General features: G+C 75.3%; 17 protein-coding genes. 9 read left to right on the top strand and 8 right to left on the bottom strand.

Annotated elements, in window-relative coordinates; all coding sequences use genetic code 11:
• Window positions 1-176: 176 nt before the first annotated feature.
• Together ABT129_RS21405 and ABT129_RS21400 are read left to right on the top strand one after the other, a co-directional pair.
• Window positions 177-740: an RNA polymerase sigma factor gene (locus ABT129_RS21405; RefSeq protein ID WP_351903690.1), complete on the top strand. Its 564-nt coding sequence runs from the start codon at window positions 177-179 to the stop codon at window positions 738-740.
• On the top strand, window positions 734-1,009 hold the full coding sequence (locus tag ABT129_RS21400; RefSeq protein WP_351903842.1) for a hypothetical protein: 276 nt from the start codon (window positions 734-736) through the stop codon (window positions 1,007-1,009). Before ABT129_RS21405 ends, ABT129_RS21400 begins: the two co-directional genes overlap by 7 nt.
• A 68-nt stretch (window positions 1,010-1,077) precedes the next feature.
• Here the strand turns inward: ABT129_RS21400 and ABT129_RS21395 are convergent, their stop codons facing one another.
• Both ABT129_RS21395 and ABT129_RS21390 read right to left on the bottom strand, forming a co-directional pair.
• On the bottom strand, window positions 1,078-4,239 hold the full coding sequence (locus ABT129_RS21395; RefSeq protein WP_351903687.1) for a sacsin N-terminal ATP-binding-like domain-containing protein: 3,162 nt from the start codon (window positions 4,237-4,239) through the stop codon (window positions 1,078-1,080).
• Between the two features lie 250 nt (window positions 4,240-4,489).
• Entirely contained in the window at window positions 4,490-5,419 is a 930-nt protein-coding gene (locus tag ABT129_RS21390) for a DUF3027 domain-containing protein (RefSeq protein ID WP_351903684.1), read from the bottom strand.
• A gap of 392 nt (window positions 5,420-5,811) precedes the next feature.
• Between ABT129_RS21390 and ABT129_RS21385 the strand changes: the two genes are divergently transcribed.
• The 4 genes from ABT129_RS21385 to ABT129_RS21370 all read left to right on the top strand — a co-directional run bounded on the left by ABT129_RS21385 (window position 5,812) and on the right by ABT129_RS21370 (window position 9,429).
• Window positions 5,812-7,191 carry an MFS transporter gene (locus tag ABT129_RS21385; RefSeq protein ID WP_351903681.1) on the top strand — a complete coding sequence of 460 codons (1,380 nt, stop codon included), beginning with the start codon at window positions 5,812-5,814 and terminating at the stop codon, window positions 7,189-7,191.
• Between the two features lie 141 nt (window positions 7,192-7,332).
• Window positions 7,333-7,815, top strand: a complete 483-nt coding sequence (locus ABT129_RS21380) for a DUF2771 domain-containing protein (protein WP_351903678.1) — start codon at window positions 7,333-7,335, stop codon at window positions 7,813-7,815.
• A 7-nt stretch (window positions 7,816-7,822) separates the two neighbouring features.
• Window positions 7,823-8,578 (top strand): futalosine hydrolase, encoded by a 756-nt coding sequence (locus ABT129_RS21375; protein ID WP_351903675.1) that lies wholly within the window; start codon window positions 7,823-7,825, stop codon window positions 8,576-8,578.
• A complete protein-coding gene (locus tag ABT129_RS21370) occupies window positions 8,575-9,429 on the top strand; it encodes a 1,4-dihydroxy-6-naphtoate synthase (protein WP_351903672.1) in 855 nt (284 codons plus the stop codon). Before ABT129_RS21375 ends, ABT129_RS21370 begins: the two co-directional genes overlap by 4 nt.
• A 38-nt stretch (window positions 9,430-9,467) precedes the next feature.
• Here ABT129_RS21370 and ABT129_RS21365 read toward each other — a convergent pair whose 3' ends face one another.
• Window positions 9,468-9,851 carry a cold-shock protein gene (locus ABT129_RS21365; RefSeq protein ID WP_351903669.1) on the bottom strand — a complete coding sequence of 128 codons (384 nt, stop codon included), beginning with the start codon at window positions 9,849-9,851 and terminating at the stop codon, window positions 9,468-9,470.
• A 142-nt stretch (window positions 9,852-9,993) separates the two neighbouring features.
• Between ABT129_RS21365 and ABT129_RS21360 the strand changes: the two genes are divergently transcribed.
• On the top strand, window positions 9,994-10,272 hold the full coding sequence (locus ABT129_RS21360; protein WP_351903666.1) for a hypothetical protein: 279 nt from the start codon (window positions 9,994-9,996) through the stop codon (window positions 10,270-10,272).
• Here the strand turns inward: ABT129_RS21360 and ABT129_RS21355 are convergent.
• A complete protein-coding gene (locus ABT129_RS21355) occupies window positions 10,260-10,907 on the bottom strand; it encodes an HAD family hydrolase (RefSeq protein ID WP_351903663.1) in 648 nt (215 codons plus the stop codon). The genes ABT129_RS21360 and ABT129_RS21355 overlap by 13 nt on opposite strands.
• A 191-nt stretch (window positions 10,908-11,098) precedes the next feature.
• Window positions 11,099-12,334, bottom strand: coding sequence for a hypothetical protein (locus ABT129_RS21350; RefSeq protein ID WP_351903660.1), 1,236 nt, complete (start codon window positions 12,332-12,334; stop codon window positions 11,099-11,101).
• 72 nt (window positions 12,335-12,406) lie between these two features.
• Here ABT129_RS21350 and ABT129_RS21345 point away from each other — a divergent pair, with 72 nt between their 5' ends.
• On the top strand, window positions 12,407-14,956 hold the full coding sequence (locus tag ABT129_RS21345; protein ID WP_351903657.1) for a helicase-associated domain-containing protein: 2,550 nt from the start codon (window positions 12,407-12,409) through the stop codon (window positions 14,954-14,956).
• Between the two features lie 113 nt (window positions 14,957-15,069).
• Here the strand turns inward: ABT129_RS21345 and ABT129_RS21340 are convergent, their stop codons facing one another.
• Window positions 15,070-15,456 carry a hypothetical protein gene (locus ABT129_RS21340; protein WP_351903654.1) on the bottom strand — a complete coding sequence of 129 codons (387 nt, stop codon included), beginning with the start codon at window positions 15,454-15,456 and terminating at the stop codon, window positions 15,070-15,072.
• A gap of 161 nt (window positions 15,457-15,617) precedes the next feature.
• On the opposite strand from ABT129_RS21340, the gene ABT129_RS21335 reads away from it, so the two are divergent.
• Complete coding sequence (locus ABT129_RS21335) at window positions 15,618-17,258, top strand: DNA repair helicase XPB (RefSeq protein WP_351903651.1); 1,641 nt, start codon at window positions 15,618-15,620, stop codon at window positions 17,256-17,258.
• A 126-nt stretch (window positions 17,259-17,384) separates the two neighbouring features.
• Here the strand turns inward: ABT129_RS21335 and ABT129_RS21330 are convergent, their stop codons facing one another.
• Both ABT129_RS21330 and ABT129_RS21325 read right to left on the bottom strand, forming a co-directional pair.
• Window positions 17,385-17,675, bottom strand: coding sequence for a hypothetical protein (locus ABT129_RS21330; protein ID WP_351903649.1), 291 nt, complete (start codon window positions 17,673-17,675; stop codon window positions 17,385-17,387).
• A 48-nt stretch (window positions 17,676-17,723) separates the two neighbouring features.
• Complete coding sequence (locus ABT129_RS21325) at window positions 17,724-17,912, bottom strand: hypothetical protein (protein WP_351903646.1); 189 nt, start codon at window positions 17,910-17,912, stop codon at window positions 17,724-17,726.
• Window positions 17,913-18,085: the final 173 nt, after the last annotated feature.

Raw genomic sequence — 18,085 nt, 5'->3', positions numbered from 1 at the left:
GCCGTCTCTTGTTCCCGTACCGGCCGCACGGGCCGGTGGGAGCGGGAGGAAAGACTCATGATGATCGCCGGACTCGTGGTGATCGGAGCGCTGCTCGTCGGCGCCTGCGGCTGGCATCTGACGCGGCGATACAAGGGCCGGCGCTGACCGGCGTCCGGGCGTGGGGGGTTCACGGAATGCGTACGCGGACGGACCGGCGCTTCACCTGGCCGGACGAGCGGCTGATCAGGGCCGCCCAGGGCGGCGACCTCAGGTCGCTCACCACCGTCGTCATGGAGTCCCAGCCCCACGTCCGCAGGTTCGCCCTCTCGCTGTGCTCCTCGCCGCAGGACGCGGAGGACGCGGCGCAGGAGGCGCTGATCATCCTCTACCGGAAGATCGGCACCCTGCGGGCCACCGGCGCGCTCGCCTCGTGGATGTTCCGGATCGTGCGCAACGAATGCCTCCGGCAGGTGCGGTTCCTCGTCACGCGGAGCGACGAGGCGGAGCCCGCGCCCGAGGCGTCCGCCGAGGACGCCGTACTGCACCGCCTCGAGGCGGAGCGCATCGCCGCCGCGCTCCGCGCCCTCCCCCTCGACCAGCGGCGGGTCCTCGTCCTGCGGGACGTCCAGGGCCTGCCCGGCAGGACCGTCGCCGACGCGCTCGGTCTGAGCACGGCCGCGATGAAGTCGCGGCTGCACCGCGCCCGTGCGGCACTGCGCCACTCCCTGGCGGCGACCGAAGGAGACGCACGATCGTGAACACCACCCCACCCCGGAGGGACTTCGCCAGCAGCTCCGTTCCCCGCCATCTCGCGCGCGGCGCCCTCGGCTTCGGGCTGATCATCGCCTCGGTCGCCCTGGTGCCGCTGGCCGGCCCGGTCACCCTCCTTGCGGCACCCCTGGCCCTGATCCCCTTCCGGGGCTGCCCGACCTGCTGGCTGGTGGGCCTGGTCCAGACGGTCTCCCGCGGCCGTCTGGAGCGCCAGTGCGTCGACGGCGTCTGCTCCCTCACTCCCCGGCGGGAGTGAGGGCCCGGGGGACCTCGGCCGTGCCCGCGGGCCGTACGTCCCCCGTGCCGCCCTCTCCTCGGTCCCGATCAGTCGAACCAGCGGTCCCGCGCCAGTTCCGCCGTCCTCGACGGGTCCTCCAGGAGCGCCGCCACCTCGAACCGGCGCGGCCACTGGCCCGCCGCCCAGGCCAGACCCGCCGCCACGCCCTCCAGGGTGGAGGCGTGGACCGTGCCGTCCGGCGTGCGGCGCCAGTCGAGTTCGGTGCCCGCCGCCAGGAGTTCCTCGTGCTCGATGTACGTGGTGGGGGTCGACGGGCCCAGGAGGGTCCGGACCGGTTCCGGCACCTCGTGCTCCTCGCCCACCGTCGCCACCTCCGCCTCCACGGCCTCGCTGAGGCGCCGCACCTGGAACAGGTCCGCCAGGTCCGCCGCCCGCGCCGGCGACACCGGGAGCAGCGGCACGCCGCCCGCCAGCGGCAGGAGGTCCGGGGCGTCGGCCACCATGGCCTCCGACGCGTCGACGACGACCACGGCGCCGTCCACGACCGCGCGCACCTCGTCCGGGAGCGTCACCTGCTCCGGGTCCAGGTCGGCCAGGGCCGTGTACAGGGCGAGGAGTTGGGCGTCCGTGACCTCGCGCTCCGGGTCCGCCAGGCGGGTCAGGAGTTCGGCCGCGCCGCCCGGTTCGTCGAGGAGGGCGGCGACCGAGGTGCGGACGCCCAGGGCGCGGAGGACCTGCTCGTCCTCGAAGCCGGTCGCGTCGGCGGAGTCGTACAGGCCGGTCAGGAGCGGGTCCGAGCCCGCCGCGCGCAGTCCGGCCGGGCGCCGGCCGTCGAGGACGGGGTGGTCGCGGAGCCACCACGCCGTGTACGAGCGGACCGTCTCCGTCGTGCCGTCGGGCAGCAGCACCCGTACGGGCTGGGTCAGGGCGTCCCGCAGGGGCGGCTGCGCGAGGAGGGCGAGCGCCTGCGGCCAGGCGTCGTCGTCGACCAGGTCCAGGTCCCGTACGGCCACGATCTCCGTCGCCACCGGCGGCACCGGCGACTCCGGCAGCCGGTCGAGGACGTCCTCGCACCACACGTCGACCGCGTCGAGGAGTCCGGCGTCGTCGGGCTCCGGGTAGTCGCCCTCGCGGGGTTCGACCTCGTCCGGGTCGAGGAGCAGGTCGGTGGCGCGGACCAGCGCGAAGGTGGCGAGGACGCCGCAGGCGGCGAGGGGCTGTTCGCCCCAGCGGGCGGCCAGGTCCCCGTCGACGTAGGCGAGTTCGTCCTCGCGCATGACGGCGGCGAACGCCGAGCCGGGCATCACCAGCTCACCCGCCGGGGAGAGTTCGCCGTCCTCGTCGGGGAGGGCCAGGGCGCCCAGCCAGGGCTCCTCGCCCGGGTCGAGCTCCGCGTCCCGTACGAGCGCGAGGACGGTCTCGACGAGTTCGTCCGCGTCGAGGGCGTCCCCGTCCTCGTCCCAGATCTCGCCCGCGTCGAGGGAGGCCGCGACCGCCGCCCGTACCTGCGGGGTCGTCAGGACCGCGCGGGGCGTGGCGGGCAGGGCGCCCAGCTTCTCCAGGAGCGGGTGGGCGGCCTCCGGGTGGGCGACCTTCAGGCCGAGGCGGGTCAGCTCCGCCGGGGTCCTGTCCTGGGGCAGGAGGACCTGGCGGGGGCCGATCGCCGTACGGATCCGGGCGCCGTCCGCCGCGTCCGGCGCCGCCAGCGGCACCGGGAGGCCCGACAGGCGGTCCGGGTCGACGCCGGCCAGGGAGTCGTAGAGCCGCCACCACCACGTCGGGGCCCGGTCCACGCCGGCCAGGCGGTCGATCGCCTCGGTGAGGGGGACGCGGCCGACGCCCAGGGTCCGGAGCTCCGGACGCCGTTCGAGACCGGCCGGGAGGAGGGTCGGGAACACCTCGGCGAGGACGTCCACCGTGTCCGCGCCCGCGCCCTCGGCGACCTCCGCCTCGATCGGGCGGAGCGCCGGAAGCTCCTCGGAGGGCGCGGCCGGCGCCAGGAACGCGACCCTCGGCAGCCGGTCCAGGATCGCCTCGCGCAGCGCCCCGTCGAGGGGCCCCTTGCCGAGCGGACCGGGGACGAGGTCGAGCGTGGCGGTCGTCACCGGCTGCCATTCGGCGAGCAGTTCGGCGTACGCGTCGGCCGCGCGCTGCACCAGGAAGTCGGTGAGCGGGCCGGGCGCCGGGTGCCGCCGGGCGGTGTCCAGCGGCAGGGAGGCGATGAGGAGCGCGGGGATGCCCAGGGGCTCGTCGGTGGGCGTGGGGGCGTGCACCACCGGAGTCGTACGCGGGTAGCGCGGGGCTCCCTCCGCGTCCACGGGTACGGCCCAGGTGACCGACCAGTGGGGGCGGAGGCGCTCCTCGACCGGGCGGTCCTTCAGGAGTTCGGCGTCGAGGGGGCCGCCGTGGGAGACGGTGCGCCAGCGGTGGGTGGCGGTGTCGGTGCCGGTGCCGGTGTCCTCGATCCGGACGTAGCCGTCGTCCTCGGAGCGGCGGAGGGTCCGTACCCCCTCCGGTGTCTCCACGACGATCTCGGCGAGACCCGGAAGGGTGAGGAGGAGGGCGTCGTCGACGGCGGCGAGGAGGCGTTCCGCCAGGTCGCGGGCGGCCGTGTCGCGCAACGGGAGGACGACGACGGTGTCGTAGCCGTCGGGAGCGGTGCCCTCGGCGGGCAGCGGAAGCCGCAGCAGGGGTACGTGGCCGTCGCGGCGGCGCAGTTCGTCGCCGAGGCCCGGGCTGGACTCCGCGGTCCCGGCGGCCAGTTCGCGGGCCTCCGCGAGGGACCAGCGGACGCCGCCGTGACGGCCGAGGACGGCGGGCTCGTCGGTGACCGCGAGGACGGCGGCGAAGCCGACGCCGAAACGGCCGACGGCGCCGTCCGTCTGCTCGCGCTTCGCCGACGCCCGGAGCGTGGACAGCGACTCGGCGCCGGCCGCGTCCAGCGGGGCGCCGGTGTTGGCGGCGGCGAGGATCGCCGGGCCCTCGTGGTCCGCCGGGTGGAGGGTGAGACGGAGACGGCCGGTGACGCCGGCGCGGTGGGCGGCGTCGGCGGCGTTCTGGGCGAGTTCCACGACGAGGCGGTCGCGGTAGCCGCCGAGGGCGAGGTCCTCCTCGGCGTTGGCGTCCTCCCGGAACCGGGCGGGCGACGCGCCCCAGGCGTCGAGCACCCCCCGCCGCAGCCGGGCGGTTCCGAAGGGATCGGTTCCGTCGGTCGTCGTCCGGACGCTGACGCTCACGTCTGACTCCACTCTGCGGGGCGATGATCGGTCCCCGGACCTCAGGACCCGGGGGCCCGAAGGTACCGCGCGGCGGGAGGGGGGACGGCGGGGGCGCGGGTGGGCACACGGCGCCGCACACGGGGTACGGGCCCAGGCACAAGGGGCCTAGGCCCGGCAGGGGGCGCCGTCCCGTGTGCCCACCCTCCCCCAGACTTCGTCCGGGGGACCCCCATCGCCCAGCGGGACGATTGCCCACACGGCGGGGGCGCGGCCCCCCGGGTCAGGAGTGGCCCAGGTCTTCCGACGTCGCGTCCGGTTCCGTGGTGGAGCCGGAGTCCTTGGCCGGGCGGAGGGGGAACGCGTCCGCCGCCATCGAGTCGAGCACCGGCGGCGCCGGGCGCGGCGGCTTCGGCATGATCGCGGCCTCCGAGTGGCCGCCGCAGCCGTACGAGAGAGAGACGACCCGGCCGTCGGCCGGGGAGAACTCGTTGGCGCAGATGCCGAAGGCCTGCTTCAGGGAGCCGTCGAGCGGCACCAGGAAGGCGCAGGACTCGCAGGTGGCCGGGGCGGCCTGGGCCATCGGGGTGCGGGCGCCGAAGGCCTCGTCCCAGCGGTCGGCGGCCATGTGCAGGCCGTACCGGGAGAGGACCCGGGCCCGGCGCATGCCGAGTTCGTCGGCGACCGCGGCGATCGTGCTGCGCGACGGGGCGCGGGTGACGATCTCGGCATCCTCGACGTCGAGGTGGTCGGCGAGCTCCTCCGACACCGCGGAGTTCGGCGGCGGCACGTCCTCGCCCGAGTAGCCGGGTTCCAGGCGCAGGTCGTCCTGCTCGGTCGGCAGCAGGTCGCCGGGGCCCATGTCGCCGGGGCGGAGCCGCTCGCTCCACGGCACCCACTCGGGGGCCAGGAGGGCGTCGGAGCCGGGCAGCAGGACGGTTTCGTCAAGCGTGACGTTCTTGGCGCGGGAGGCGCGGGTGACCGTCACCGCCCAGCGCCAGCCGCGGTAGCCGGGTTCCTTGGACTCGAAGTAATGGGTGACGACCCGGTCACCCTCGGCGACCGCTTCGACGTGGGCGCCGACGATTCCGGGGAAGGCCGCCTCCTCGGCGGCCTCCCGCGCGAGGTCTACGGCCTCCGCGCACAGGCGGTCGGGGATACGCGTGGCTCGCGGGGTACGCGGGGTACCGCTTCGCGTCGTCGCAGCACTCACAGGTCTCGCTTCTCTCCTACGCCGTCTCACGGGTGCGCCGGCCGAGGGGCGGGAGCGAAGCCACGGGCGGCGGGCGGAGCGGACCTGTGGGCCGCATCGACGTCCGCGCACCCGACCTGTCTCGCGTGTCTCGGGCACACCTATCGCCATCCATTCTGCGGGATGCCGAAGAGGCGCGCGGCCGAGAGCTTCCGCCGGTGACGCGCTACGCACGCTACCCCGTTCGCGGGCCTCAGCCCACCTGCCCGCCCCAAGTGGCCCGGATCGCGGACGTCCGGAGGGGGTCCGGAAGGGGTCGGGAGGCCGCGGACGAGGGTGACGCGAGGTGGTCGTGAGGTGCTTCACCGTCGTGCCACGGTTCGTCCGGCGTGCCGGTGGGGCACTATGACGGAGTGGCAGCCGCACGGTCCCCCGCACGATCCGAAGATCATGCCGGACCGCTCCGCCGAGCGGGCCGGAGGGTCGGCCGCGCCCTGCACCTGCCGTTCACGGGGACCGCGAAGGGCATCCGGAAGGCGACGCACGCGCACGGAGCGGGCGAGTCGGGGCTCGGGAAACTGATCGAACTGCACGCCGTGAACGGCGCCGGGGACGTCATGATCACCGTCGCCCTCGCCTCCACCGTCTTCTTCTCGGTGCCGACCGACGAGGCCCGCGGGCGCGTCGCCCTCTACCTGGCCGTCACGATGGCCCCCTTCACCCTCCTCGCCCCGGTGATCGGTCCGCTCCTGGATCGGATCCCGCACGGGCGGCGGGCGGCGATGGCGGGCGCGATGCTGACCCGGGCGGTGCTCGCGATCATGATGTCGGCGGCGGTCGCCACCGGCGGGATCGAGCTGTATCCGGCGGCGCTCGGGGTGCTGGTGGCCTCGAAGGCGTACGGGGTGGTGCGCAGCGCGGTCGTGCCACGCCTCCTGCCACCGAACTTCTCGCTCGTGAAGGCGAACTCGAGGGTGACCCTGGCCGGGCTGCTCGCCACCGGCATCGCGGCGCCGATCGGGGCGGGGCTCCAGCTGCTCGGGCCCCGGTATCCGCTGTACGGGGCGTGCGCGCTGTTCCTGCTCGGGGCGTTCTGGGCGTTGCGGATGCCGCCGAAGGTGGACTCGGCCAAGGGTGAGCGGCGGGCGCACCTGCTGACCCACGGCGAGCGGAAGCCGAGCCTGCGGACGGTGGGGCCGTCGGTCCTGCACGGTCTGGAGGCGAACGCGGCGCAGCGGATGCTGTCGGGTTTCCTGATCTTCTTCCTGGCGTTCCTGCTGCGCGAGCACCCGCTGTCGGGACAGAGCGCCGCCGTCTCGCTGGGCATCGTGGGCGTGGCGGCGGGCGTGGGGAACGCGTGCGGCACGGCGGTGGGCTCGCTGCTCCGCGACCGGGGGCACGGGCCCGAGGTGATCATCGCCACCATGATCAGCGTGGTCTGCGGTACGGCGGTCTGTGCGGCGATCTTCTTCGGCGGCGTGATGGTGGCGATCCTGGGCGCGGTCGCGGGGCTCACGCAGGCCCTGTCGAAGCTGTCCCTGGACGCGCTGATCCAGCGGGACGTGCCGGAGGTCGTACGGACCTCGGCGTTCGCGCGCTCGGAGACGGCGCTGCAGATGGCGTGGGTGGTGGGCGGCGCGATCGGCATCGCGCTGCCGCTGAACGGGACGCTGGGCATGGCGGTGGCCGCCGGGTTCCTCGCCCTGGGCGCGCTCCTCTCGGTCCGCGGTCTGCTGGCGGCGGCCCGCCGCCGCCCGGGGGCGAAGGGGCGGTCCAAGGCCCGCGTGGCCTAGGGCCTGCCCGGGAATCGGCGCCGGATCGGGCGGGAATCGCCGGACGGGCCCCCGGCCGGGCGGCGACCCCTTCCGGTACCGGACAGCGGCACGCCGTACCCCCGCGTGGCGTGGGCGCGGCGGCCCGATAGCCTTCGGCTCATGACCGTTGCGTTCTTCTCCGGCTCGCGCCGCCGGGCCGCCGTCGCCCTCGGGGCCGTCTCCGCCGGCCTCCTCGTACTCTCCGCCTGCGACAAGCCGACTCCGATCGCGACCGTCACGGTCGGGTCCGACTCGATCCACTCCGAGGCCGCCTGCTACAACAACGGCGACGCCATCAAGGAGTCGCAGATCCAGCAGTGCCTCAACAAGAAGGCCGAGAAGTCCATCACCGTGGCGATGGACGACAAGATCCGCTTCGGGGTCGACCCCGAGATCGCGGACAACGGCTGGACGATCTTCCTCGGCGGCCAGCAGGCCGAGCCCGAGCCGTACAAGAAGACGTACCGGACCATCCCGGCGAGCGCCTTCTTCTCCACCCAGGGTGGTGGCGAGGCCCCGGACAACACCCAGGTGACCATCGTCGAGAACACCGGCAAGAAGCTGACCGGTATCTGGCACTTCCAGCTGAAGAAGGAATCCTGATCCTCCGGTGGTCCACCGGATCCTGATCGTGACGGCCGTGGCGGCGGAGGCGGACTCCGTCTCCGCCGGCCTCGGCCTCGGCGGCCCCGAGCTCCTCCCGCTGCCGGGGGGTCTCGTCCTGCGCCGCCACACGGACACCGCCGACGCCTCCGTCCGGGCCGATGTCCTGGTGGGCGGGGTCGGGCCGGCCGCCGTCGCCGCCTCGACCGGGACCGCCCTCGCGTACGCCGCGCTGACCGGCCCCGACAGCGCCGGCTACGAGCTCGTCGTCTCCGCCGGGATCGCCGGCGGGTTCCAGCCCCTCGCGCCCCTCGGCTCCGTCGTCGTCTCGACGACCGTCGTCGCCGCCGACCTCGGGGCGGAGACCCCCGACGGGTACCTGACCGTCGAGGAGCTCGGCTTCGGCCGGTCCGCGCACCCCGTGCCGGAGGCCCTGACCGGCCGCATCGCCGCCGCCCTGGCCGCCGGGGGCCGCCCGCACGCCGTCGCGCCCGTGCTCACCGTCTCCACCGTCACCGGCACCGCCCGACGCGCCGCCGAGCTGGCGGACCGCCACCCCGGGGCCGCCGCCGAGGCGATGGAGGGTTTCGGTGTCGCCGAGGCCGCCGCCGCGTACGGCGTGCCCGTCGTCGAGATCCGGGCCGTGTCGAACGCCGTCGGACCCCGCGACCGCGGTGCCTGGCGCATCGGCGAGGCCCTCGACGCGCTCCGGCACACCTTCGCGCTGCTCAGCCCGACCGTCCTCGTGGAGCCCTCGCCGTGACCAAGCTGAAGATCGCCTACTCGCCCTGCCCGAACGACACCTTCGTCTTCGACGCCTGGGCCCACGGCCGCGTCCCGGACGCCCCCCGGCTCGACGTGACCTTCGCCGACATCGACGTCACCAACGGCTGGGCCGAGGGCGGCACCGACGACCACGACGTCCTGAAGGTGTCGTACGCCGTGCTGCCGTGGATCCTCGACGAGTACGCGCTGCTGCCCTGCGGCGGCGCCCTCGGCCGGGGCTGCGGGCCGCTCGTCCTCACCCGGGACCCCGCGACCGGGGCCGACCTCGTGGGGAAGACGGTCGCGGTGCCGAGCGAGCGCTCCACCGCGTACCTGCTGTTCCGGCTCTGGGCGGCCGAGAAGGTGCCCGGCGGGGTCGGGAACGTGGTCGTGATGCCGTTCCACGAGATCATGCCCGCCGTCCGCGACGGCAAGGTCGACGCGGGACTCGTCATCCACGAGGCCCGCTTCACCTACCAGGACTACGGGCTGCACCGCCTCGCCGACATGGGCGAGCACTGGGAGTCCACCACCGGACTGCCGATCCCGCTCGGCGCGATCGTCGCCCGCCGCTCCCTCGGCCCCGAGACCCTGCGGCGGCTCGCCGACGCGGCCCGCGCGTCCGTGCGGATGGCCTGGGACGACCCGGCGGCCTCCCGCCCGTACGTCCTGGAGCACGCGCAGGAGATGGACCCGGGCGTGGCCGACCAGCACATCGGGCTGTACGTCAACGAGTTCACGGCCGACCTCGGCGAGCACGGCTACGCGGCGGTCCGCGGGCTGCTCACCCGCGCCGCGGCCGAGGGACTCGTACCGCCCCTCGGCCCGGACGCGCTCGCCTTCCCGTAGCCGGGCCGCCCTGCGGGGGCGGCCCGTGCCCGGGACGGTCAGACGTCCAGCTGGTCGGCGACCGCCCGCAGCAGGCCCGCGATCTTCTTGCCCTGGGTCTTCTCCGGGTAGCGGCCGCGCTCCAGCATCGGCGTGATGTTCTCCAGGAGCGTCGTCAGGTCCTGCACGATGGACGCCAGTTCGTCGGGCTTGCGGCGCTGCGCCGCGGCGACGGACGGGGTCGGGTCGAGGATCGTGACGGACAGGGCCTGGTCGCCGCGCTGGCCCGCGACGACCCCGAACTCGACCCGTTGACCGGGCTTCAGTGCGTCGACTCCGGCAGGGAGCACCGACGAGTGGACGAAGACGTCGCCGCCGTCGTCGCGGGAGAGAAAGCCGAAGCCCTTCTCGTTGTTGAACCATTTGACCTTGCCGGTAGGCACGTCTGTCCTCGTCCTCGTCCTCGTCGATGGGGGGTGGCAAACAGCGGGCCGACCGACCCGCCGCCACCAAGGCTAGTGGTCCGGAGGCCGGTGACAAGACGTCGCCGATGTGTTCCCGTGGCCTGGGAACTACCCTGGCCGGATGCGTAGTGAAACCCCCGCCGCACCGGCGAACGACAGCGCTCCGGGAGACGGCCTCGTCAAGGCCGGTGTCGTCCTCTTCGCGATCGGCGCCGTGGCCACGCTGGTCACCGTGGCTCCGCTGTTCCTCGGGACCGACCCGTTCCCGACCGTCGCCTACACCGTCTCCATGCTGATGGGGGTCGGATTCGCCGTCGCCGCCGCCGGAGTGCTGCGCTCGATCGCGGCCCAGCGGCGGCAGGCCCGCAGCGGGTCGGCCTCGCCGGTTCAGGCCAGGTAGCCCTCCCACCAGGGACGGAAGTCCGTCAGGTCGGTCAGGACCACGTCAGCCCCGGCCTCCTTCAGCTCCTCGGGGGCGCAGGGGCCGGTGGCCACGGCCACCGAGAGGGCGTTCGCGGCCGCCGCGCCGCGGACGTCGCCGACGTGGTCCCCGACGTACACCTGCGCGCCGTGGGCGCGCAGGGCCTCCGCCTTGCCCTCGGCCCACAGCCCGCCGACGACCGCGTCCGGCTCGATGCCGAGGTGCGCGAGGTGCAGTTCGGCGTGGGGGCCGTTCTTCGCGGTCACGACGATCGTGCGGCCGCCCGCCTCGCGGACGGCGCGGATCGCGTCCCGGGCGCCCGGCATCGGCGCCGAGGGCTCGATGGCGTACGCGGGGTAGAGCGCCCGGTAGCGGGCCACCATCTCGGGGACCAGCGCCTCGGGGACCCAGTACGCCATCTCGTGCTCCAGGGGCGGCCCGAGACGGCTGACGACGAGGTCCGCGTCGACCGGGACACCGGTCTCGGCCGAGAAGGCCTCCCAGGCGGCCTTGATGCCGGGGCGGGTGTCGATCAGCGTCAGGTCGAGGTCGAAGCCGACGGTGGGCGGGGCGGCGGGCGGCGGGGTGGTCTCGGAAGTCGTCAGGGAGCTCATGAGAGCCATTCTGGGGGACCCCGGAACCGGGCGTTCGAATACTGGGTGCCGCTTACACCGACCGCCGCCCCGGCCGGGTCGGCTCGCAGCGGCCCCGGCTCGGGCCGGGCGGCTCGCAGCGGCCCCCGGGCCGGGCCGGTCGGCTCGCAGCGGCCCCCGCCCCGGGCCGGGCGGGAGCTTCCGGAGACGACCTAGCGTCTGCGGGCGCGCCAGAGCAGGAACAGCGCCGAGGCGACCGCCGCGCCCCGCAGCACCCAGGGCCAGGTCTCCGAGACCGCCGCGCCCATCGCCTCGCCGCCCGCCACCACCGGAGCGCCCCAGCGGCCCTCCACCCGGCCCCACAGCCACACGACGCCCGAGGCGACGGCGAGACCCGGGATCACCAGGACGGCGGCCTTCGCCTCGCCGGGGGTCAGCCGGCGGGAGGCGTACGCGATGAGCCAGCCCGCCGCGAGCGCGACCAGGGAGCCGAAGACGGCGCCGCCGATCAGGAGCAGTGCGGCGAGCAGGACGAAGGGGTTCGCGAGCCGGAGGCGGGAGGCGGGCGCCGCCTCGGGCTGCGGCTCCGCCTCCGGTACGGCAGCGGGGGCGGCGGGCCTGCGGCGGCGCAGGACACGGGCGAGACGGCGGCGCTTCCCCGGGGCGGTGTCCTCTTCGCCCTCGCCCTCGTCCTCCTCCTCGTCGTCGGGGACGGGGGGCGTGAAGAGGTCCGGGCGCTCGACTCCGCCGACGAAACCCGGCAGTCCCGCGGCGGCGTCGACCCGCCACCAGTCCGCCGCGCCGTCGTCGACGCCGAGGGCGCCGGTGCCGAGGCTGTCGCCGCCACCGCCCGGGCCGACGGGGCCGGCCGGGGCGGCCGGGCCGGTGGTCGCCGCGTCCGGTGAGGCGGGGCGGACGGAGGCGGGCTCGGTCGGCTTGGTGGGCTTGGCGGGCTCGGTCGGCTTGGTGGGCTTGGCGGGCTTGGTGGGCTTGGTGGGCTTGGTGGGCTTGAGCCTGCCGAACAGGGTCCTGCCGGGGGCGGACCCGCCGGGCGCGGACGTCCGCGGTTCCGGTGCGGACCCTCGGCGCGCGGGCGCCGGGCCGTCGGGCGCCGGGCCGTCAGCGGGGCGGCGGCCCGGGATCCGGGCGCCGGAGCCCTTCCCCGGCCGCTCCCCCCGGCGGGGCTCCGGCACCGGGGCAGGAGCGGGGGGCGCCTCGCCCGGGCCGCCCGCCCGTTCCACCACCTTGTCCGGAGTGCCCAGCGCGCCGAGGATGCCCCGTACCGCCGCCGGGCTCTCCTCGCCGTGCGTGGCGCGCCGCCGGTCGATCTCGTTCCGGAGCGTCGACACCAACCGCATCCGGTCGCTCGCCGGCAGCTGCCGCTGCTGCGCCAGATCGCCGACCCGGCTCAGATAGTCGTAGACCAACTGGTCGCTCTCGATCCCCACGGTGCCCCTCCACGGCCGGTTCGCCCGGTACGGCCCGACGTTAGCGCCTGCGCAGCGGCTAACGTGGTCCGGATGGGGATCGGTGAGCTCGACCGGGAGGCGCACGTGCCCGAGGTAACTGGCGCCGCCGCGGCGCCCCGCACACTCGCGGAGGCGCTGCGCGCGCGGGGCGACGAGGGGCTCGCCGCACTGCTGCGCGCCCGGCCCGACCTGCTGAACCCGGTGCCGAACGACCTGACGCAGCTGGCGACGCGCGCCGGTACGCGGGGTTCGGTGGTGCGGGCCCTGGAGCGGCTCGACCGGTTCGCCCTCCAGACGGCCGAAGCGCTCGCCGTCGCCCCCGACCCCGCCCCGTACTCCGTACTCCTGGGGCTGCTCACCGGTGACGAGGGCGATCCGGAGATCGAGGCGGCGCTGCCGGGCGCGGTGGCGCTGCTGCGCGAGCAGGCCCTGCTGTGGGGCGAGGACGACCGGCTGCGGCTGGTGCGGACCGCGCGGGAGCTGCTCGCGCCGTCGGCGCAGCACCCCTCGCCCACGGGTCTCGGGCCGACGGTCGCGGAGGCGACGTCGGGGATGTCGCCGGGCCGGGTGCAGGAGATCATCGCGACGGCGGGGCTGCCCGCGACGCACGACCCGGTGTCGGCGGTCGCGGTCCTCACGGGTCTCTTCACGGACGGGGCCCGGATGGGCGCGCTGCTGGACACGGCGGCTCCGGAGGCACTGGCCGTCCTGGACCGGCTGGTGTGGGGGCCGCCGTACGGCGAGGTGACGGCGAACCCGGCGCCTCCGGTGCGCTGGCTGCGCGACCGGGGCCTGCTCCTTCCGGTGTCGGCGCGGACGATGGTGCTGCCGCGTGAGGTGGCGCTGCATCTGCGGGGCGGACGGGCGCACCGGGCGCCCGAGCCGACGGCGCCGGTGCTCTCGGTGCGGCGCGAGTACCGCCCACAGGTGGTGGACAGCGCGGCGGCCGGGCAGGCGCAGCTGGCGCTCGCGACCGTCGAGGAGCTGCTGAAGTCCTGGGACCGGGGCGGGCCGCAGGTGCTGCGCGCGGGCGGTCTGTCGGTACGGGACCTCAAGCGGACCGCGGCGGCCATGGACGTCACGGAGGAGACGGCCTCGTTCTGGCTGGAGCTCTGTTACGCGGCGGGGCTGCTCGCGTCGGACGGCGAGGCGGACGAGCGGTACGCGCCGACGCCCGCCTACGACGACTGGCTGGACCTGCCGCCCGCCGAACGCTGGGCCCTGCTCGTCACCCCCTGGCTGACGGCGACCCGCACGGCCGGTCTGGTCGGCGGCCAGGACGCGAAGGGCCGGGCGCTCTCGGCGCTCGGCCCGGACCTGGACCGCGCGCCGGCCCCCGAGGTCCGGCACCGGGTCCTGGCGCTCCTGGCGACGCTGCCGCCGGGTTCGGCCGCCGACCCCGAGACGCTGTTCGCGCGGCTCCGCTGGGAGCGGCCGCTGCGGGGCGCGGCGCAGTCCCGCGCGGAGGACCCGGCGGCGCGGCCCGCCGCGCCCACCGACCTGCGGTCGCGGCTCGCCCGGTGGACGCTGGCCGAGGCGGAACTCCTCGGGCTGACCGGCCGGGGCGCCCTGTCGGGGCCCGGCCGGGCCCTGCTGAACCTCCCGCTCGCGGAGGCCGCGGACGCGGGCGAGCCCGGCGGCGGCGTCGAACTGTCGGTGGCGGCCGGGCGGGCGGCGACGCTGCTCGCACCGCTGCTGCCCGAGGCGGTCGACCACGTACTCCTCCAGGCGGACCTGACGGCCGTCGCGCCCGGGCCGCTGCGGCGGCCGCTGGCCGACGCGCTCGCCGTCCTCGCGGACGTGGAATCGAAGGGTGGCGCGACGGTCTACCGGTTCACGCCCGGGTCCGTGCGGCGGGCCCTCGACTCCGGGCGGACCGCCACCGACCTGCACGAGTTCCTCAAGGCGCACGCGCGTACGCCGGTGCCGCAGCCGCTCGCGTACCTCGTCGACGACGTGGCGCGCCGGCACGGGCACCTGCGGGTCGGGGCGGCGTCCGCGTACGTCCGCTGCGACGACGACACGGTCCTCGGCGAGATCCTGGCCGACCGGCGTTCGGCCCCGCTCGGGCTGCGCAAGCTCGCGCCGACGGTGCTCGCGGCGCAGGTGGACCCGGCGTCGCTGCTCGAAGGGCTGCGGTCGATGGGGTACGCGCCGGCCGCCGAGTCGGCGGAGGGCGACGTCCTGATCACCCGAGCGGACGCGTACCGCACCTCGGTCCGTACGGCCCCGGTGCCGGTCCCGGACGGCCCGCCCGCGCCCGACGCGACCCTGCTGGGCGCCGCGGTCAAGGCGATCCGGGCGGGCGACCGGGCGGCGACGGCGGTACGGCGGGAACCGGCCGCCCCGACGGCGGCGGGCACGCTCCCCCGCACGTCGGCGGCGGAGACCCTGGCGACGGTCCAGGCGGCGGCGATGACGGGCTCGGCGGTCTGGATCGGCTACGTGAACGCGGAGGGCGCGGCGAGCCAGCGGGTGATCGCTCCGGTCCGCGTGGAGGGCGGCTTCGTGACCGGCTACGACCACACGGCGGACGAGGTCCGCACGTACCCCCTGCACCGGATCACGGGCGTGGCGGAACTGGCGGACGACCAGGTGTAGGGGCGCCCCGGCCGGGTGCGGGGACCGGTCCCGGCCGGTCGCGAGCGGACGTTCCCTGAGCGGCCGGGTCGCGAGCGGACGGGTCGCGGGCGGACGGGTCGCGAGCGGACGCTTCAGGAACGGACGTTTCCCGTCAGCAGCATGACGATGAAGACCGTCCAGAGAACGCCGCTGACCGCCGTCGGGAACCCCGCCGCCACGGCGCAGGCCACGGTGGCGAGGCTGACCCGCGTCCGGCGCCGCCGCCTCGTGCGCGCGAGGAACCAGCTCGGTACGACGAACGCGAAGGGCAGCACGAAACCGCCGACCAGGAAGACGGGCACGTCGGCGAACATGCCGCCCGCGCCCGCCGCCGCCCACGACAGCGGGGGCACGAGCACGGTCGCCACGAGCGGCGGCACCCACCAGCGGGGGTCGGCCTCGTCGCCGGGGGCGGACCCGGCGGGCGCGGTGGGCCTCAGGGGCGCGGCGGTGGTGGACGACGGGGTGCGGTGGGTCATGCCCCCATCCCACCTCCGACGCCCCGGCCGCCCCAGCGTGCGCGTACTCAACCGTGGCGGGCCCCGTACTCACGTGGGGCACCGGCGGCCGACGCCCTCGTCAGGCACACTGGAGGATTGGCCGTTACGGGAACGGCAGGGTGTCGGAAGGACCTGATCACGTGAATGGACCTCTCATCGTCCAGAGCGACAAGACGCTGCTCCTGGAGGTCGACCACGAGCTCGCCGACGCCTGCCGGCGGGCCATCGCGCCGTTCGCGGAGCTGGAGCGGGCGCCCGAGCACATCCACACGTACCGGCTGACGCCGCTCGGGCTGTGGAACGCGCGGGCCGCCGGGCACGACGCCGAGCAGGTCGTCGACGCCCTCGTCGAGTACTCGCGCTATCCCGTGCCGCACGCGCTGCTCGTCGACATCGCCGAGACCATGGACCGGTACGGGCGGCTCACCCTGTCCAAGCACCCCACCCACGGGCTCGTCCTGACCAGCACCGACCGGCCCGTCCTGGAGGAGATCCTGCGGTCGCGGAAGGTGCAGCCGCTCGTCGGGGAGCGGATCGACGCCGACACCGTCGTGGTGCACCCCTCCGAGCGCGGCCAGATCAAGCAGACGCTGCTCAAGCTGGGCTGGCCGGCCGAGGACCTCGCCGGGTACGTGGACGGCGAGGCCCACCGGATCGACCTCGCCGAGGACGGCTGGAGCCTGCGGCCGTACCAGAAGCAGGCCGTGGAGGGCTTCTGGCACGGCGGCTCCGGAGTCGTCGTACTGCCCTGTGGTGCGGGGAAGACGCTGGTCGGAGCCGGTGCGATGGCGCAGGCCAAGGCGACCACGCTCATCCTCGTGACCAACACCGTCTCCGCCCGGCAGTGGAAGCACGAGCTGGTGAAGCGGACCTCGCTGACCGAGGACGAGATCGGCGAGTACAGCGGGACGAAGAAGGAGATCCGGCCGGTCACCATCGCCACCTACCAGGTGCTGACGACCAAGCGGAAGGGGATCTACCCCCACCTCGAACTGTTCGACTCCCGGGACTGGGGGCTCATCGTCTACGACGAGGTGCACCTGCTGCCCGCCCCCGTCTTCAAGTTCACCGCCGACCTCCAGGCCCGGCGGCGGCTCGGGCTCACCGCGACCCTCGTGCGGGAGGACGGCCGCGAGTCCGACGTGTTCTCGCTCATCGGGCCCAAGCGCTTCGACGCGCCGTGGAAGGAGATCGAGGCGCAGGGCTACATCGCGCCCGCCGACTGCGTCGAGGTCCGGGTCAACCTGACCGACTCCGAGCGGCTCGCCTACGCGACCGCCGAGGCCGAGGAGAAGTACCGCTTCTGCGCGACGACCGCGACGAAGCGGAAGGTCACCGAGGCCCTGGTGAAGAAGTTCGAGGGCCAGCAGATCCTCGTCATCGGGCAGTACATCGACCAGCTCGACGAGCTCGGCGAGCACCTGGACGCCCCCGTCATCAAGGGCGAGACGCCGAACTCCCAGCGGGAGAAGCTCTTCGACGCCTTCCGTACCGGCGAGATCAGCGTCCTCGTCGTGTCGAAGGTCGCGAACTTCTCCATCGACCTGCCGGAGGCCACCGTCGCCATCCAGGTGTCGGGCACCTTCGGCTCGCGCCAGGAGGAGGCACAGCGCCTCGGCCGGGTGCTGCGGCCGAAGGCGGACGGTCACCAGGCCCACTTCTACTCGGTGGTCGCCCGGGACACCATCGACCAGGACTTCGCGGCGCACCGGCAGCGGTTCCTGGCCGAGCAGGGGTACGCGTACCGGATCGTCGACGCGGACGAGCTGCTCGCTCCGTAGCCGCGCCTCCCCCGGGCGGGCGGCTCGTCCCCCCGGGCGAGCGGCTCGTCCCCCCGGCGGGCCGCGCGCCCCGTACTGCGGTCGCCCGCCCCTCGGCGGGTCGCGCGACCCGGCGTGCGCCCGGGGTCAGTCCATCAGCGCGAGGAGCGGGCCCGCGACCGCCAGGACGTACGCGGCGATCACCAGGCCCCGGCGGGGGACGATCAGGGCCGCCGCGCCGGTGAGCGCGCCCAGGCCCAGGGCCCACATGCCGGCGGTCAGGAATCCTCCGCCGACGCCGTCTCCCCCGACGGCGTCGGCGAGCGCCAGGGCGCAGGTGCACACGAAGCACACCGCGAGGAGCAGGAGTCCGCCGGCGGCGGCGAGGCGCAGGGCGCGGGTGTCCGGGGTGGTGGCCGGGGCGGGCGTCGTCGTCATGTGCCGATCACAGCAGCGCCGTGGCGGCGCGGTAAGGCGCTGTCGTACTCAGTCGGGGCCCGGGGCGTACTCAGGGCGCGGGTTCCTGACCCCGGCCCCGGGCGGGCCGTAGTCGCCGAGGAGGACGACTCCGGCCGCCGCGCCGCCGAAGGCGCGTACGGCGCGCAAGGCCGTGTGCAGGGGGCGGACGCGGGGGCGGGTCACGGTGGTCACGAGGGTGAAGGTCGTCGCGGTCATGTCTCCATGATGGAATCCGGACATTACGAACACATCGGTCTCGGGGGTGAACCGGGGTCGCGCCCGGGTCCGACGTGAGACGGACCCCGTCCCCTACGGGGTGGACCCGGCGGCCGACAGGGGGAAATCCGTTCGCCCCGGCCCCGGCCCAGGAGTTACACTCGCCAGCTTCC

It is taken from the genome of Streptomyces sp. NPDC002057 (assembly GCF_040296665.1).
Lineage (GTDB): Bacteria > Actinomycetota > Actinomycetes > Streptomycetales > Streptomycetaceae > Streptomyces.
This window is presented reverse-complemented; position numbering and strand designations above follow the sequence as displayed.